Consider the following 14,683-nt stretch of genomic DNA (forward strand, 5'->3'; position numbering starts at 1 on the left):
TGTTGACTGGTTTGTTTCAAATCGAGGCTGTCATGGCCTCGATCTGTGTCTGGCGCCGTTTGCGACCGGACAGCAATAGCCTGATGAAGGACTGACATTTCCCATGTTGACCATCGCACTGTCCAAGGGCCGCATCCTTGACGACACGTTGCCGCTTCTGGCTGAAGCGGGCATCGTGCCGACCGAGAATCCGGACAAGAGCCGCAAGCTGATCATCCCCACGACCCAGGACGACGTACGCCTGCTGATCGTGCGGGCTACCGACGTGCCGACCTACGTTGAACATGGCGCCGCCGACCTGGGTGTTGCCGGCAAGGACGTGCTGATGGAATACGGCGGCCAGGGCCTGTACGAGCCCCTGGACCTGCGCATCGCCCTGTGCAAGCTGATGACCGCCGGCCGCGTCGGTGATGTCGAGCCCAAGGGCCGCTTGCGGGTCGCCACCAAGTTCGTCAACGTTGCCAAGCGCTATTACGCCGAACAAGGCCGCCAGGTCGATATCATCAAGCTCTACGGCTCCATGGAGCTGGCACCGCTGATCGGCCTGGCCGACAAGATCATCGACGTGGTCGACACCGGCAACACCCTGCGCGCCAACGGTTTGGAGCCCCAGGATTTTATCGCTGACATCAGCTCCCGCCTGATCGTCAACAAAGCATCGATGAAGATGCAGCACGCCCGTATCCAGGCGTTGATCGACACCCTGCGCAAGGCAGTGGAGTCTCGACACCGCGGTTGACTCACCCGCGTAGCTGAAGAGCTACGCCCGTCTATCCGCCTCATAGCCAGAATTCTCAGGTGCCCAAGCGGAAACGACTGCTAGTTTAGGGCGCCTGAGTTTTTGCCAATTCTATTGAGGCCCTCGCTATGACCACGTCCACTGCAATTGCCCGACTCAACGCTGCCGACCCGGATTTCGCCCATCATCTGGATCATCTGCTGAGCTGGGAAAGCGTGTCTGACGACTCGGTCAACCAGCGGGTGCTCGACATCATCAAGGCCGTGCGTGAGCGCGGTGATGCAGCGCTGGTGGACTTCACCCGCCAGTTCGACGGCCTGGACGTGCAGTCCATGGCTGACCTGATCCTGCCGCGTGAACGCCTGGAGCTGGCGCTGACGCGCATCACCGCACCGCAGCGCGAAGCCCTCGAAGTCGCTGCGGCGCGGGTACGCAGCTATCACGAAAAGCAGAAGCAGGACTCCTGGAGCTACACCGAGGCCGACGGCACTGTGCTGGGCCAGAAGGTCACGCCACTGGACCGCGCCGGTCTGTACGTGCCGGGCGGTAAGGCGTCGTATCCATCGTCGGTGTTGATGAATGCGATCCCGGCCAAAGTCGCAGGTGTGACCGAAGTGGTCATGGTGGTGCCGACCCCGCGTGGCGAAATCAACGAGCTGGTGCTGGCTGCCGCCTGCATCGCCGGTGTGGACCGTGTGTTCACCATCGGTGGCGCCCAGGCCGTCGCAGCGCTGGCTTATGGCACCGAAAGCGTGCCGAAGGTCGACAAAGTGGTCGGCCCCGGCAATATCTACGTCGCGACTGCCAAGCGCCATGTGTTTGGCCAGGTCGGTATCGACATGATCGCCGGTCCTTCCGAAATCCTCGTGGTGTGTGACGGCCAGACCGACCCGGACTGGATCGCCATGGACCTGTTCTCCCAGGCGGAGCACGATGAAGACGCCCAGGCGATCCTGGTCAGCCCCGATGCCGAGTTCCTCGACAAGGTCGCCGCCAGCATCAATAAGTTGCTGCCGACCATGGAGCGTGCCGAGATTATCGAGAAGTCGATCAACGGCCGTGGTGCGCTGATTCTGGTGCGTGACATGGAGCAGGCCATTGAAGTGGCCAATCGCATCGCACCGGAGCACCTTGAGCTGTCCGTAGCGGACCCACAGGCCTGGTTGCCATCGATCCGTCACGCTGGGGCGATCTTCATGGGCCGTCACACCAGCGAAGCCCTGGGCGACTATTGCGCCGGCCCCAATCACGTGTTGCCAACCTCTGGTACTGCGCGTTTCTCGTCGCCGCTGGGGGTGTACGACTTCCAGAAGCGCTCGTCGATTATCTTCTGCTCGCCACAAGGCGCTTCCGAACTGGGCAAGACCGCCTCGGTGCTGGCCCGTGGTGAATCCCTCAGCGCGCACGCACGCAGCGCTGAATACCGCATCGTCAAGGGAGAGTAAGGCATGAGCAAATTCTGGAGCCCTTTCGTCAAGGACCTGGTGCCTTACGTACCCGGTGAGCAACCGAAGCTGACCAAGCTGGTCAAGCTCAACACCAACGAAAACCCCTACGGCCCATCGCCCAAGGCGCTGGCGGCAATGCAGGCCGAGTTGAATGACAACTTGCGCCTGTACCCGGACCCCAACAGCGACCTGCTCAAGCAGGCCGTGGCCAAGTATTACGGGATCGATGCCGGCAAGGTGTTCCTCGGCAACGGTTCCGACGAAGTCTTGGCGCACATCTTCCATGGTCTGTTCCAGCACGATCTGCCGCTGCTGTTCCCGGATATCAGCTACAGCTTCTACCCGGTGTACTGCGGCCTGTACGGCATCACGTTCGACGCGGTGCCACTGGACGAACAGTTCCAGATTCGGGCCGCTGACTATGCCAGGCCCAACGGCGGGATCATCTTCCCCAACCCTAACGCGCCCACCGGCTGCGTACTGGCGCTGGACGCGGTGGAGCAGATCCTCAAGGCCAGCCCGGATTCGGTGGTGGTGGTCGATGAAGCCTATATCGACTTCGGCGGCGAAACTGCCATCAGCCTGGTAGACCGTTACCCGAACCTGCTGGTGACCCAGACCCTGTCCAAATCGCGCTCACTGGCCGGTTTGCGTGTGGGCCTGGCCGTGGGCCACCCAGACCTGATCGAAGCGCTGGAGCGGGTCAAGAACAGCTTCAACTCCTACCCGTTGGATCGGTTGGCGATTGTTGGCGCGGCGGCCGCGTTTGACGACCGTGAATACTTCGAGAAGACCTGCCAGTGGGTGATCGACAGCCGCAACCAGGTCGTCGCGCAATTGCAGGGCAAGGGGTTTGAGGTATTGCCGTCGGCGGCGAATTTCATCTTTGCGCGTCACCCGCAGCATGACGCTGCAGGGCTGGCCGCCAAGTTGCGTGAGCAAGGGGTGATCGTACGGCACTTCAAGCAGGAGCGGATTGCTCAGTACCTGCGCATCAGCATCGGGACGCCGGAGCAGAACCAGGCGCTGATCGACGGGCTCGGCGAGCTCTAATTCTTTACAGGCTGTAAGGGCCTCATCGCGGGCAAGCCCGGCTCCCACAGGAAACTGCATTGCCCTGTGGGAGCCGGGCTTGCCCGCGATGAGGCCATCAGCTACACCAGAAAACTGGAAGGCTTAGATCAACGGCTCATCCGGCTTCTTGTTCTTCCAGCCATCATTGCCCGGCAGCAGCAAATTCAAACCAATCGCCACCACCGCACACAGGGCGATGCCCTTGAGGCCGAAATCATCCGGGCCGGTGCCGGTACCGACCAGCACACCGCCAATCCCGAACACCAGCGTTACCGACACAATCACCAGGTTGCGCGCCTCGCCCAGGTCGATCTTGTGGCGAATCAGCGTGTTCATCCCCACCGCGGCAATCGAGCCGAACAGCAGGCACAGAATCCCGCCCATCACCGGCACCGGGATGCTCTGCAGCAGCGCGCCGAACTTGCCGATGAATGCCAGGCTGATGGCAAACACTGCCGCCCAGGTCATGATTTTCGGGTTGTAGTTTTTGGTCAGCATCACGGCGCCGGTCACTTCGGCGTAGGTGGTATTCGGCGGGCCGCCAAACATGCCGGCAGCCGTGGTGGCGATACCGTCACCCAGCAGCGTGCGATGCAGGCCAGGCTTTTTCAGGTAATCGCGGCCGGTCACGCTGCCTACCGCAATCACACCACCGATATGCTCGATCGCCGGGGCCAGTGCTACCGGGACGATAAACAGGATGGCCTGCCAGTTGAACTCCGGCGCGGTGAAGTGGGGCAGGGCGAACCAGGGTGCGGCGGCGATTTTCGCCGTGTCGACCACACCAAAGTAGAACGACATGGCAAAACCCACCAGCACCCCGGAAATGATCGGCACCAGGCGGAAAATGCCCTTGCCGAACACGGCCACGATCAAGGTGGTGAGCAGCGCTGGCATCGAAATCAGCATCGCCGTCTGGTAGTGGATCAGCTCTGCACCGTCGCCGGACTTGCCCATGGCCATGTTGGCGGCAATCGGCGCCATGGCCAGGCCGATCGAGATAATCACCGGGCCGATCACCACGGGCGGCAGCAGCCGGTCGATAAAACCGGTGCCCTTGACCTTCACGGCCAGGCCCAGGAACGTATAGACGAAACCTGCTGCCATCACCCCGCCCATGGTCGCTGCGAGGCCGAACTGGCCCTTGGCGAGAATGATCGGGGTGATGAACGCGAAGCTCGATGCCAAAAATACCGGCACCTGCCGCCCTGTCACCACCTGGAATAGCAACGTGCCAAGGCCTGCGGTAAACAGCGCGACGTTTGGATCAAGACCTGTGATCAGCGGCATCAACACCAACGCGCCAAATGCTACGAAGAGCATTTGTGCGCCAGACAGGATCTGGCGCCAAAGCGGGTCGTTGAATTCATCCTGCATGTTCACGCGTCCTTCTGCTTGGTGCCGAAGATCTTGTCACCGGCATCGCCCAGGCCCGGGATGATGTAGCCGTGTTCATTCAGGCGCTCATCAATGGATGCGGTGTAGATCTGTACATCCGGATGGGCCTTCTCGACGGCGGCGATGCCTTCGGGCGCGGCCACCAGCACCATGGCGCGGATGTCCCGGCAACCGGCTTTTTTCAGCAGGTCGATGGTGGCGACCATGGAACTGCCTGTGGCGAGCATCGGGTCGATGATCATGGCCAGGCGCTCGTTGATTTCCGGGACGAGTTTTTCCAGGTAGGTGTGGGCCTGCAGCGTTTCTTCATTGCGGGCCACGCCCACGGCGCTGACCTTGGCGCCCGGAATCAGGCTGAGCACACCTTCAAGCATGCCGATACCGGCGCGCAGGATCGGTACCACGGTAATTTTCTTACCGGCGATTTTCTCCACTTGTACGGGACCGGCCCAACCGGGGATCTCGTAGGTTTCCAGGGGCAAATCCTTGGTGGCTTCGTAAGTGAGCAGCGCTCCGACTTCCTGAGCAAGCTCACGGAAGTTCTTCGTGCTAATGTCGGCACGGCGCATAAGGCCGAGTTTGTGTCGGATCAGCGGGTGGCGGATCTCGCGAGTGGGCATAGGAAAGGCTCCGGCGGCGGGCAAAAAAACCGGCCTAGATTAATCTATCCGAGGGTGTTGTCCTATAGACATCAAGTACGTTAGTCCATAAAGGCTTGATTGGAGCGCACGAGAAGCGTACCTTCGCCCGCTTTTCTTGCCACAGCACCCCCTTGGAGAGCGCCATGTCTGCTGATCTCGAGCATATCCGTCAAATCATGCACGAGGCTGACTGCCTGTACACCGAAGCGCAGGTCGAAGCAGCAATCGCCAAGGTCGGCGAGCACATCACTCGCGAAATGGCCGACACCAACCCGGTGGTCTTCTGCGTGATGAACGGTGGTCTGATCTTCGCCGGTAAATTGCTGACTCACCTGCAGTTCCCGTTGGAAGCCTCTTACCTGCACGCCACCCGTTATCGCAACGAAACCAGCGGCGGCGACTTGTTCTGGAAGGCCAAGCCGGAAGTGTCGTTCATTGACCGCGATGTGCTGATCATCGATGACATTCTCGATGAGGGTCACACTCTGGGTGCGATCATCGACTTCTGCAAACATGCCGGTGCGCGCAAAGTGCACACCGCTGTACTAATCGATAAAGACCACGATCGCAAAGCCCGTCCTGAACTGAAAGCCGATTTTGTGGGGCTGCCGTGCGTCGACCGCTATATTTTTGGTTATGGCATGGACTACAAAGGCTACTGGCGTAACGCCAATGGCATCTTTGCCGTTAAAGGAATGTGATTGATGGCCCGCTTTCTTGATCAGACTCTGTTTGCCGAATTGGTCGAGAAAGCGGCCGCCAACCCCCGTGGGCGTCAGAACGTCAACTTCCATGAGATGCAAGAGCCATGTCATCGCATGGCGGTCGGCTTGCAGCCCAGCACCTATGTGCAGCCTCATCGTCATATGAGCGCCGACAAGGCCGAGACCTTGCTGGTGCTCAAGGGGCGCCTGGGAATCCTGATTTTCAGCGAGACCGGCGAACTGCTCAGCAAGCGTGTGTTGCAAGCCGGCGGAGAGTGCCAGGGCGTAGACCTTTCGCCGGGCGTTTTTCATGGCCTGGTGGTGCTGGAGCCAGACAGCATCATGTTTGAATGCAAAGCAGGCCCTTACCGTCCTGTCGGCGATGGCGAACTGGCAAGCTGGGCGCCTCGTGAAGGCGAGGTGGGGATGGCGGAGTATCACCGCTGGATGCTTGCTCAGTTCGATTGAACACTGAAATCCAAATGTGGCAGGTGGCGTCTGTTTGTAATTGGATGGACTCGCCCAAGCCGTGGCGCATAGACGCCTCGGCTTGGGCGAGTCCATCCAATTACAGGTATTAGGGCAAGCCCCTCCCACATACTGCGTCGCGCAGGTAGACTTCAAACCCCGTGTAAATGTCTGCAGGCTGGAGTCGGTAATGCGTAAAGATAAGAAACAGGTGATTGGCGACGAAATCGGTGACGACCAGATCAAGTTGTTCCTGGACTTCGAGCCGGTTGATGCAACTTCGCCGTCTCTGCACAAACTGATCAAGGCTTACCGTGGTCTGCGTATCGACGACTTCGGGCGTTTCCTGGGCTTTTTCAAAGAAGCAGGCCTGGACCTGGACGGCAAGGACGAGCATGGGCAGACCTTTGTCGACCTGATCAAGGACCAGCGCAACGCCGCCGAGTACATCGAACTGATCGACAACGCCCGCGGCTGATTATCCGAGCCAAAAAAAACGCCCCGGCTTCAGAGTCCGGGGCGTTTTGCTTTTAACGGTAGGAGCGAGCTTGCTCGCGAAGAACCTGAGAGCGGCGCGTTAATCCACTTGCGCCGCGTTATCGTTGACGTTTTTCGCGAGCGAGCTCGCTCCTACAGGTTCCACCAGCTCCAGGCTGATGTTGTTCTGTGTGTTGATCTTGCGATACAGCTCGGCGTCCGTCTCCAGCACTTTCTCGCGCGCCGGGAAGATCTCGTGCAGCTTGGTGGCCCATTCACCGGCGGCTTTCTGCGGGAAGCAGCGCTCGATCAGCTCCAGCATGATCGAGACGGTGACCGAAGCACCAGGAGACGCGCCCAGCAGCGCTGCAAGCGAACCATCCTTGGCAGCAACCAGTTCGGTGCCGAACTGCAGCACGCCGCCTTTCTTCGGATCTTTCTTGATGATTTGCACGCGCTGGCCGGCCACTTCCAGGCGCCAGTCTTCGGCTTTCGCCTCGGGGTAGAAGCGACGCAGGGATTCCAGGCGCTGTTCCATGGACTGGCGCACTTCGCTGACCAGGTACTTGGTCAGGTCCATGTTGTCGCGGGCCACGGCCAGCATCGGGCCGATGTTGCCGGCGCGAATCGACATCGGCAGGTCAAGGAACGAGCCGTGTTTGAGGAACTTGGTGGTGAAACCGGCGTATGGCCCGAACAGCAGGGATTTCTTGCCATCCACCACGCGGGTGTCCAGGTGCGGCACGGACATCGGCGGCGAGCCCACGGCAGCCTGGCTGTAGACCTTGGCCTGGTGCTGCTTGACCACTTCCGGGTTGTCGCAACGCAGCCACTGGCCGCTCACCGGGAAGCCGCCGAAGCCTTTGCTCTCTTCGATGCCCGAGGCCTGCAGCAATGGCAGCGCCGCACCGCCAGCGCCGAGGAATACGAACTTGGCATCGACGTCGCGGCTGTTACCGCTGTTCACGTCCTTGATGCTCACGGTCCAGCCCGCGCCGTTGCGCTTGAGGCCGGTCACGCGTTTGCAGTACTTGACCTGGGCGTCCGGCGAGCTGGTCAGGTGGCTGAGCAACTGATTGGTCAGGGCGCCAAAGTTGACGTCTGTGCCGTTCATCACACGGGTGGCGGCGATTTTTTCATCGAGCGGGCGGCCCGGCATCATCAGCGGCATCCACTCGGCCATTTCGCTGCGGTCTTCGGTGTAGTGCATGTCCGAAAACGCGTGGTGCTGGCTGAGGGTCTCAAAGCGCTTCTTGAGGAAGGACACGCCTTTGTCGCCCTGCACGAAGCTCAGGTGCGGCACCGGGCTGATGAACGACCTGGACGAGCCAAAGGTGCCCTTTTTGGTCAGATAGGCCCAGAACTGCTTCGACACCTCGAACTGGGTGTTGATGTGCACGGCTTTCTTGATGTCGATGGAGCCATCGGCGGCCTGCGGCGTGTAGTTCAGCTCACACAGCCCGGCGTGGCCGGTACCGGCGTTGTTCCACGGGTTGGAACTCTCCGCGGCACCCGAATCCATCAGCTCAACGACTTCCAGCGTGAGGCCGGGGTCGAGCTCTTTGAGCAGTACGGCCAGGGTGGCACTCATGATGCCGGCCCCTACCAGTACTACGTCGACTGCTTCGTTATGCGCCATTTAACGCGTCTCCAAAATCTGCAGCACCAAATTGACGGCATGGCTGCCAGGAGTGACGGGGCGGTTCACGTGTTGCCCCAGGTTACCCATGGCCAGGATCGCCATGTCCGATTCGCAATTCTTTGCAACTTCAGCACACGCTTCCTGCCGGGCTAATCTGCCTATGAACGCATTCACGGGCGCCTGTGGCAATTCGACTTATGGTCAAAGCGTGCGATTCGTGCAACCAATCCGTAGCGGACAGGCTCAAGCTCCGGTTTTTGAGGAAGGCTCGATCCTGTGTAATTGGGCTGACCCAGACGCTGATGGTGCTTGTACAAACGCCAAACTATTCATTTGCTCGCCACACTCTTGTGAAGTTGTGAAAACCCGTTTTTTCACGCTCTTTTGAAGACGTGAACCTCAAAAAAGGGCTGCCCCAGCCTGGCACCTGGCCCGTAAACCTCTGCCGACACGCGGCAAAACGGGCAAACAACTCAAGTGGCCGAGCGCAATGGCAGCTCTGGCAGATTCGATAAAAGACGGGGTGGTTTGCAAAGGAAACAGCAAGCACGCCAGCTTCACTCGATCTGTGTGGGCGGCTCTCTGTGGGCGATTTTGGGGCTAATGCCTGGGCATTAACGATGCTGCGAGGCCCGATCAGGAGACGTCCTTATAATCGGGGGGAGATTGTAGCGAAGAACGTCAGTGAAATGGGCGTGTTTTATGACTTTTATTAGGGGCCTGGTCAGGAGGCCAACGCTTGCCGGTGTCGTGGGCGAAAAACCTTTGGGCTGACCCGGGCGCTGGCCGGCAGTGGGCGGTGCATCCAGCCCAGGTGAGTCTCGGTCACTTCCACCCAGCCTTCACCGACGGGCGGCAGGCTGCACTGCTTGAAGGCCAGGCAATGTCCGTGGGCATCAAGCAAGGCAAAGTGACGATGGCGGGTGTGGGACATGAACAGGGTCTTGAGAAGGCGCATGGCTGTGTACCTGGTGTGTTACATGCTTGAAGGTTGCCAGTGTGGCATGACACTGGGGTGACGAATTTATGCGAATTTGTAATTTGCGCAGGGGCTTCAGCCGCCGTTCAGGATCGCTGGTGAGTGGTGCGCGTGCACCGTTATACTGGCGTCCTGTCTGCACCTAGTCTTGGAGAAATGCGTATGTTGCAACGCCTGTTGTTCGGTTTGATCACTGTGACCAGTTTGACCCTTGTCGGCTGCGCCAACAGCCCGCAACAACTCAGCCCGCAACCTAAAGTCACCGCGCAGTTGGCGGCGGTAGGCCACGGCCAGCCGGTGTCGGTACGCGTGGTTGACGGTCGTCCGTCGCCAACCCTGGGTTCGCGTGGCGGCCTGTATCCTGAGACAGCACTGATTTCGGTGAACGGCCAGGATGTGCTGCCCAAGTTGCAGGCCCAGGCTGAAGCCGCTGTGCGTTTGCTGGGCTTTACGCCGACCAACTCGCCAGGCGTGCCGCAACTGACCGTGACCCTGGCCGAGCTGAAATACCAGTCGCCCAAAGACGGCCTGTATGTGACCGAGGCTTCCATCGGCGCTACCTTCAAGTCTGACGTCAGTGCCGGTACCCGCCGCTACAGCGGCCGCTACGCTGCCTCGCTCAACCAGCGGTTCGGTATGTCGCCCAACCAGGAAACCAACACCAAGCTGGTCAGCGACGTGCTCAGCGATGCCCTGACCCGCCTGTTCAAGGACCCAAGCATCGGTCAACTGCTCAGCGCGCAATAAGCCGCTCACAAAAAACCGGGCTCATCGCTGAGCCCGGTTTTTTTGTGCCTGTGGTTTTTGTCATGCGGCTGTATCGACATAAAAGTCCAACATGCTCACACCGGTAAGCAGATCCAGCTCCGGCAGATCGGCATGCTGGTGCCCGCCGAGGGCGCAATACACCAGCCAATGGCGGTCCTGGACGTTGAACGCGAGGCTGCCGATCAGCGCCTCCTGTTCATCACTCTGGGCGATCAGATACAGCCGATCCTGGTTTTGCGCATGCAACATGACAAGCTCCTCAAGCGTCGAAGGGCAACAGAGTGGCTTGTTAAGGTGACGTTCAGGTGACGGCGTAAATTACTGGATACATTAGCCGTCAATGGGGAAGGAGCATTAAAGGCGCAGGAGGCGACTGTCGTTCAGGTGTGTATCTGGACTGATACCCGAAGACTGATTTACCGAGGTTTGCGATGGCGCTGCCCGCACTGCTCATCAATATTGTTGCCCTGTTGGTTGCCTGCTCGGGCGCCTGGGTGTTGTTCATCACCCGTCTGCATGCACAGCGTGCGATAGCTGACCTGGCCCTGCGCAGCGAAGAGCGCGCTATCGACCAACCGATGCTGTTTCTGGATACACGCACCGAACGGGCGCATCGTCTGGCGTACCGCGTCGGGTTCGCCTGCCTTGGCCTGGCCCTGGCCATCTCCTGGCTCAGCACCCGCTTATAATTCCACTGCAAAACCAAATGTGGGAGCTGGCTTGCCCGCGAAGGTGGTGTATCAGCCATTGAGTTTTTAACTGAGCCACCGCTATCGCAGGCAAGCCAGCTCCCACACTGGCCATGTACTGCCCGCAGAGTCAGCGCCTGCCACATATCCCCTGTGGGCTCACTATTACAGGGGGATACCAGCCTTGACTCGGTATTGGTTGCGTACCGGCGTCGCATACTGCACCACCAGATAAGGCCGATGCTCCGCCGGGCACTCGTTCAAGCGCCGCTCCCATTCCGCCTTGGCCTTGGCCAGCTCATCGGCCGGGAACACGTCCGCCGCCTTGGGCACCTGCAATTGCGGGTCGGCATCACTCCACTGCGCGTAGGCCAGGTAGTGCACCGGAAACAAGCGATAGCCGCCCAGTATCTGCCGGTCCATTTCCGCGGCCAGCAGCTTGGTGTCTTCGAAACGCTCGGTGATCGGCGGCGCAAAGTTCACGTGCACCCGGCCTTTATAGCCGGTAATGCCCAGAGCGATGCTCACATCATCCTCGCCCGGTGCCTTGGTGTAGGTGCCGGTGGTGGCGCGGATATACAGTTCGCGGGCCTTGGCGGCATCGCAGGGGTCGTACTCGTAGCTGATGGACACCGGCGTCAGGTTCAACGACTGGATGACCTCGGCAAATGGCTCGTCCTTGCGGCTGACGTGGAACATCTTGAGGATCGCCGATTCGGTACGGTCATCGCCATCCTTGGCCCGGCCTTCAGCCTGGGCAATCCAGATCGACTGGCAGTCGTTGCGGATCGAATGGTTGATGTAGGCCGACAGCAGGTTGTAGGCCGCCATCTTCTCCTTTCGCCCGGTAATCGAACGGTGCACGATGAAGCTCTTGTTCAGGCGCATCAGGTCGCTGACAAACGGCTTTTGCAGCAGGTTGTCGCCGATGGCGATGCGCGGCGTCGGCAGGCCGGCGTGGTACACGGCGTAGTTGACGAAGGCCGGGTCCATCACGATGTCGCGGTGGTTGGCCAGGAACAGGTAGGCAGTGCCGGATTTCAGTTGCTCGACGCCGGTATAGGTCACGCCGTCGGTCGCCCGGTCAATGGTGTGGTCAACGTAGTACTCAACTTTGTCTTGCAGCGTGGCCACGGTGGTGACGCCAGCGAACTCGCGGCGCAGTTTGCGCGCAATCATTGGCTTGAGCAGCCAGCCCAGGGCGCCGGCAAAGCGCGGGAAGCGGAAGTGGGTCAGGATGTCCAGAAAGGCCTTGTCACTGAACAGGCGCGCCAGCACTGCCGGGACTTCGCTGTCGTTGTAAGGTCGGATGGTATCGAATTCGCCCATCATGCTCTCTTGTTAGAAACGGCTAGGGTAAGTAAAAGGAAATGTCAGGGTGCGGTCCGAATAAGGGGCCGGCCAAGAATAGCCCTGTAAATAGACCGGCGATTATACGCACAAGTCACCTGGGAGACTGCGATGCTCGAAACTGCGCTGTACGATTGTCCTTATTGTGGCGAAGAGGTCGAGACAACGGTGGATTTGTCCGGTGGTGACCAGACCTATACAGAAGACTGCCAAGTGTGTTGCCGGCCGATCAAGTTCGACCTGCAAGTTCATGGTGAAGAGTGGATGCTTGAAACCCGCAGCGAAAATGAATAACAGGTACGCCCATGCAGCGAATCTACGAACCGGAAAACCTGATGGAGGGCGAGTTGCTGCAGCAGATGCTTGCCAGTGAAGGCATCGATGCGCACCTGGTGGGGCGCCATTTGCTCGGCGGCACGGGCGAATTGCCGATATTCGGCTTACTGGGGTTGGAGGTCGACAACGACCAGGCCGCCTGCGCCCGTGAGCTGATCACCGCCTATATCGGCGCTCAACCCTTGCCCGGCGACGAACCCGACAGCTTCCCCGACGTATTGGTCTGTTAGGCTGTCGGTCGGTTTACCCCAAGAGTCGTGTTGCCCCATGTGTGGACGTTATGCCCTGTTTCGCTGGAACCCTGCCTTTGCTGCCTTGCCCGGCTTCCCCGCCGACCAGCAGGCCCAGTGGAACATCTCCCCGAATGATTCGGTGCTGATCCAGCGCCTGAGCGAGGGCCAACTCACCCTGGCGCGTGCCCGTTGGGGCCTCACACCGCCCTGGCTGACAGATCTGTCGCGCACCCCGGCCCATGCCCGCGCAGAAACCCTGGCCGAACAACCGATGTTTCGTGAAGCCTTCCGCTTGCGCCGTTGCCTGCTGCCCGCCAATGGCTTTTATGAGTGGCGCGGCACCCAGCGCAAGCGCCCGTACTGGCTTACGCCGGGGGAGGGCTCCACGTTGTTCTTTGCCGCAGTGTGGGAAGCGTATCCGGTGCAGGAGCAAGTGTGGCTTAGCACGGCGGTGGTTACCCAGGCGGCGCAAAGTCAGCGACGGCCATTGATCCTGGACGCGGCAGGGCAGGCCGCCTGGCTCGACCCCGAGACTCCGCTGCAGGTGCTGCAGGGCCTGCTGGCGGCTGAGCCTGCCGTGCTGCGCGAGCGGGTGCTGGCCAATATGGTCAACGATCCGAAGCTCAATGGGCCGGAGTGCCTGACCCCGGCATGAGCTTTGCCCGTCGGGCCGCGTTCGGATGTATCTTAAATTCAGCGGTTAAACGTCCAGGGTATCTGGCGCAGATACAAATGACCGCCTACGATACGCGCCATGTTTTCAGGGAGCGTGTTCATGAAGAAGTCATTGGTGGTAAGTGGTTTGGTTGCAGCAATGCTGCTGGCGGGTTGCCAGTCGGTCAATACCACCAGCGGCGGCGCCGTTGGGGTAGAGCGCAAGCAGTACATGTTCAGCATGCTGTCGAGTCAGGAAGTCGACCAGATGTATGCCCAGTCTTATCAGCAGACCCTGGGTGAAGCCAGCAGCAAAGGGGTGCTGGACAAGACCAGCGCCAACGCCAAGCGCGTGCAGGCCATTGCCAAGCGCCTGATCGCCCAGGCTCCGACTTTCCGCGCGGATGCGGCCCAGTGGAACTGGGACGTGAACCTGATCAAAAGCGATGAGATGAACGCCAACTGCGGGCCTGGCGGCAAGATCCTGGTGTACAGCGGCTTGATCGACAACCTCAAGCTCACCGATGACGAGCTGGCTGCCGTGATGGGTCATGAAATCGCCCACGCCCTGCGTGAACACGGCCGCGAAGCCATGTCCAAGGCCTACGGTATCCAGATGGCCAAGCAGGGCGCCGGGGCAATATTCGGTCTCGGCCAGGACAGCCTGGCACTGGCCGATACCGTCGCCAACTACGGCATGACCTTGCCCAACAGCCGCAGCAACGAAAACGAAGCCGACCTGATCGGCCTGGAGCTGGCCGCCCGCGCTGGCTACAACCCGAACGCGGCCATCACGTTGTGGAACAAGATGGCCAAGGCTTCGGAAGGCGCACCGCCGGAATTCATGAGCACGCACCCGGCTTCGGACAGCCGCATCGCGTCCTTGCAGGCGGCGATTCCGAAGGTGATGCCGCTCTACCAGCAGGCCAAGAAGTCCTGATCGACGCCGTGTAGGAGCGAGCAAGCTCGCTCCTATGTATGGACTCGCCCCCACTTTCAACCCGTTTTTCAAACATTGGTACCCGGTTGCATCTATGTATCAGGCCTATCCGAGGAAGCTCCAAACAGCTTCTGGCCAACATT

The 14,683-nt window shown here is 60.1% G+C and carries 18 protein-coding genes; 12 read left to right on the plus strand and 6 right to left on the minus strand.

Features of this window, described 5'->3' with window-relative positions; translation table 11 throughout:
* Positions 1-103: 103 nt before the first annotated feature.
* The 3 genes from hisG to hisC all read left to right on the plus strand — a co-directional run bounded on the left by hisG (position 104) and on the right by hisC (position 3,240).
* The gene (gene hisG, locus GIV35_RS24525) at positions 104-739 is read left to right on the plus strand and encodes an ATP phosphoribosyltransferase (protein ID WP_003188599.1); all 636 of its coding nucleotides are present in this window, start codon (positions 104-106) and stop codon (positions 737-739) included.
* A gap of 128 nt (positions 740-867) precedes the next feature.
* The gene (gene hisD, locus GIV35_RS24530; protein WP_054919317.1) at positions 868-2,184 is read left to right on the plus strand and encodes a histidinol dehydrogenase; all 1,317 of its coding nucleotides are present in this window, start codon (positions 868-870) and stop codon (positions 2,182-2,184) included.
* A 3-nt stretch (positions 2,185-2,187) separates the two neighbouring features.
* On the plus strand, positions 2,188-3,240 hold the full coding sequence (gene hisC / locus GIV35_RS24535) for a histidinol-phosphate transaminase (RefSeq protein WP_105225789.1): 1,053 nt from the start codon (positions 2,188-2,190) through the stop codon (positions 3,238-3,240).
* A 123-nt stretch (positions 3,241-3,363) separates the two neighbouring features.
* On the opposite strand, the gene GIV35_RS24540 is transcribed toward hisC, so the two are convergent.
* Positions 3,364-4,638, minus strand: coding sequence for a uracil-xanthine permease family protein (locus GIV35_RS24540; protein WP_057701581.1), 1,275 nt, complete (start codon positions 4,636-4,638; stop codon positions 3,364-3,366).
* Between the two features lie 2 nt (positions 4,639-4,640).
* Positions 4,641-5,279 (minus strand): uracil phosphoribosyltransferase, encoded by a 639-nt coding sequence (gene upp / locus GIV35_RS24545; protein ID WP_003188608.1) that lies wholly within the window; start codon positions 5,277-5,279, stop codon positions 4,641-4,643.
* A gap of 164 nt (positions 5,280-5,443) precedes the next feature.
* Between upp and GIV35_RS24550 the strand changes: the two genes are divergently transcribed.
* The 3 genes from GIV35_RS24550 to GIV35_RS24560 all read left to right on the plus strand — a co-directional run bounded on the left by GIV35_RS24550 (position 5,444) and on the right by GIV35_RS24560 (position 6,950).
* On the plus strand, positions 5,444-6,001 hold the full coding sequence (locus GIV35_RS24550; RefSeq protein ID WP_005784869.1) for a hypoxanthine-guanine phosphoribosyltransferase: 558 nt from the start codon (positions 5,444-5,446) through the stop codon (positions 5,999-6,001).
* Between the two features lie 3 nt (positions 6,002-6,004).
* Positions 6,005-6,472, plus strand: coding sequence for a WbuC family cupin fold metalloprotein (locus tag GIV35_RS24555; protein ID WP_202691126.1), 468 nt, complete (start codon positions 6,005-6,007; stop codon positions 6,470-6,472).
* 190 nt (positions 6,473-6,662) lie between these two features.
* Entirely contained in the window at positions 6,663-6,950 is a 288-nt protein-coding gene (locus tag GIV35_RS24560) for a PA4642 family protein (RefSeq protein ID WP_236265389.1), read from the plus strand.
* A 99-nt stretch (positions 6,951-7,049) separates the two neighbouring features.
* Here GIV35_RS24560 and mqo read toward each other — a convergent pair whose 3' ends face one another.
* Together mqo and GIV35_RS24570 are read right to left on the minus strand one after the other, a co-directional pair.
* Positions 7,050-8,588, minus strand: coding sequence for a malate dehydrogenase (quinone) (gene mqo, locus GIV35_RS24565; protein ID WP_034126319.1), 1,539 nt, complete (start codon positions 8,586-8,588; stop codon positions 7,050-7,052).
* Positions 8,589-9,315: 727 nt separating this feature from the next.
* Positions 9,316-9,549, minus strand: a complete 234-nt coding sequence (locus tag GIV35_RS24570) for a hypothetical protein (protein WP_105225791.1) — start codon at positions 9,547-9,549, stop codon at positions 9,316-9,318.
* Between the two features lie 183 nt (positions 9,550-9,732).
* On the opposite strand from GIV35_RS24570, the gene GIV35_RS24575 reads away from it, so the two are divergent.
* Positions 9,733-10,317, plus strand: coding sequence for a YajG family lipoprotein (locus GIV35_RS24575; RefSeq protein ID WP_034126321.1), 585 nt, complete (start codon positions 9,733-9,735; stop codon positions 10,315-10,317).
* Positions 10,318-10,377: 60 nt separating this feature from the next.
* Here the strand turns inward: GIV35_RS24575 and GIV35_RS24580 are convergent, their stop codons facing one another.
* Entirely contained in the window at positions 10,378-10,587 is a 210-nt protein-coding gene (locus GIV35_RS24580) for a hypothetical protein (RefSeq protein ID WP_105225792.1), read from the minus strand.
* Positions 10,588-10,769: 182 nt separating this feature from the next.
* Here GIV35_RS24580 and GIV35_RS24585 point away from each other — a divergent pair, with 182 nt between their 5' ends.
* Positions 10,770-11,027, plus strand: a complete 258-nt coding sequence (locus GIV35_RS24585; protein WP_034126322.1) for a hypothetical protein — start codon at positions 10,770-10,772, stop codon at positions 11,025-11,027.
* 165 nt (positions 11,028-11,192) lie between these two features.
* Here GIV35_RS24585 and GIV35_RS24590 read toward each other — a convergent pair whose 3' ends face one another.
* Entirely contained in the window at positions 11,193-12,356 is a 1,164-nt protein-coding gene (locus GIV35_RS24590) for a 1-acyl-sn-glycerol-3-phosphate acyltransferase (protein WP_169918829.1), read from the minus strand.
* Positions 12,357-12,488: 132 nt separating this feature from the next.
* Between GIV35_RS24590 and GIV35_RS24595 the strand changes: the two genes are divergently transcribed.
* From GIV35_RS24595 to GIV35_RS24610, 4 genes are all read left to right on the plus strand, one after another.
* On the plus strand, positions 12,489-12,671 hold the full coding sequence (locus GIV35_RS24595; protein WP_200647598.1) for a CPXCG motif-containing cysteine-rich protein: 183 nt from the start codon (positions 12,489-12,491) through the stop codon (positions 12,669-12,671).
* Positions 12,672-12,682: 11 nt separating this feature from the next.
* Positions 12,683-12,943, plus strand: coding sequence for a putative signal transducing protein (locus tag GIV35_RS24600; RefSeq protein WP_105225794.1), 261 nt, complete (start codon positions 12,683-12,685; stop codon positions 12,941-12,943).
* A gap of 37 nt (positions 12,944-12,980) precedes the next feature.
* Complete coding sequence (locus GIV35_RS24605; protein ID WP_034126325.1) at positions 12,981-13,601, plus strand: SOS response-associated peptidase; 621 nt, start codon at positions 12,981-12,983, stop codon at positions 13,599-13,601.
* Positions 13,602-13,721: 120 nt separating this feature from the next.
* Positions 13,722-14,540, plus strand: a complete 819-nt coding sequence (locus GIV35_RS24610) for a M48 family metallopeptidase (RefSeq protein ID WP_014716953.1) — start codon at positions 13,722-13,724, stop codon at positions 14,538-14,540.
* Positions 14,541-14,683: the final 143 nt, after the last annotated feature.

The organism is Pseudomonas sp. PA-1-6B (assembly GCF_021609545.1).
Lineage (GTDB): Bacteria > Pseudomonadota > Gammaproteobacteria > Pseudomonadales > Pseudomonadaceae > Aquipseudomonas > Aquipseudomonas fluorescens_BV.

What these genes read in the sequence shown, in the direction of transcription:
- hisG (WP_003188599.1), top strand. Translation starts at nt 104, where the DNA reads ATGTTGACCATCGCACTGTCCAAGGGCCGCATCCTTGACGACACGTTG.
- hisD (WP_054919317.1), top strand. Translation starts at nt 868, where the DNA reads ATGACCACGTCCACTGCAATTGCCCGACTCAACGCTGCCGACCCGGAT.
- hisC (WP_105225789.1), top strand. Translation starts at nt 2,188, where the DNA reads ATGAGCAAATTCTGGAGCCCTTTCGTCAAGGACCTGGTGCCTTACGTA.
- GIV35_RS24540 (WP_057701581.1), bottom strand. Translation starts at nt 4,638, where the DNA reads ATGCAGGATGAATTCAACGACCCGCTTTGGCGCCAGATCCTGTCTGGC.
- upp (WP_003188608.1), bottom strand. Translation starts at nt 5,279, where the DNA reads ATGCCCACTCGCGAGATCCGCCACCCGCTGATCCGACACAAACTCGGC.
- GIV35_RS24550 (WP_005784869.1), top strand. Translation starts at nt 5,444, where the DNA reads ATGTCTGCTGATCTCGAGCATATCCGTCAAATCATGCACGAGGCTGAC.
- GIV35_RS24555 (WP_202691126.1), top strand. Translation starts at nt 6,005, where the DNA reads ATGGCCCGCTTTCTTGATCAGACTCTGTTTGCCGAATTGGTCGAGAAA.
- GIV35_RS24560 (WP_236265389.1), top strand. Translation starts at nt 6,663, where the DNA reads ATGCGTAAAGATAAGAAACAGGTGATTGGCGACGAAATCGGTGACGAC.
- mqo (WP_034126319.1), bottom strand. Translation starts at nt 8,588, where the DNA reads ATGGCGCATAACGAAGCAGTCGACGTAGTACTGGTAGGGGCCGGCATC.
- GIV35_RS24570 (WP_105225791.1), bottom strand. Translation starts at nt 9,549, where the DNA reads ATGCGCCTTCTCAAGACCCTGTTCATGTCCCACACCCGCCATCGTCAC.
- GIV35_RS24575 (WP_034126321.1), top strand. Translation starts at nt 9,733, where the DNA reads ATGTTGCAACGCCTGTTGTTCGGTTTGATCACTGTGACCAGTTTGACC.
- GIV35_RS24580 (WP_105225792.1), bottom strand. Translation starts at nt 10,587, where the DNA reads ATGTTGCATGCGCAAAACCAGGATCGGCTGTATCTGATCGCCCAGAGT.
- GIV35_RS24585 (WP_034126322.1), top strand. Translation starts at nt 10,770, where the DNA reads ATGGCGCTGCCCGCACTGCTCATCAATATTGTTGCCCTGTTGGTTGCC.
- GIV35_RS24590 (WP_169918829.1), bottom strand. Translation starts at nt 12,356, where the DNA reads ATGGGCGAATTCGATACCATCCGACCTTACAACGACAGCGAAGTCCCG.
- GIV35_RS24595 (WP_200647598.1), top strand. Translation starts at nt 12,489, where the DNA reads ATGCTCGAAACTGCGCTGTACGATTGTCCTTATTGTGGCGAAGAGGTC.
- GIV35_RS24600 (WP_105225794.1), top strand. Translation starts at nt 12,683, where the DNA reads ATGCAGCGAATCTACGAACCGGAAAACCTGATGGAGGGCGAGTTGCTG.
- GIV35_RS24605 (WP_034126325.1), top strand. Translation starts at nt 12,981, where the DNA reads ATGTGTGGACGTTATGCCCTGTTTCGCTGGAACCCTGCCTTTGCTGCC.
- GIV35_RS24610 (WP_014716953.1), top strand. Translation starts at nt 13,722, where the DNA reads ATGAAGAAGTCATTGGTGGTAAGTGGTTTGGTTGCAGCAATGCTGCTG.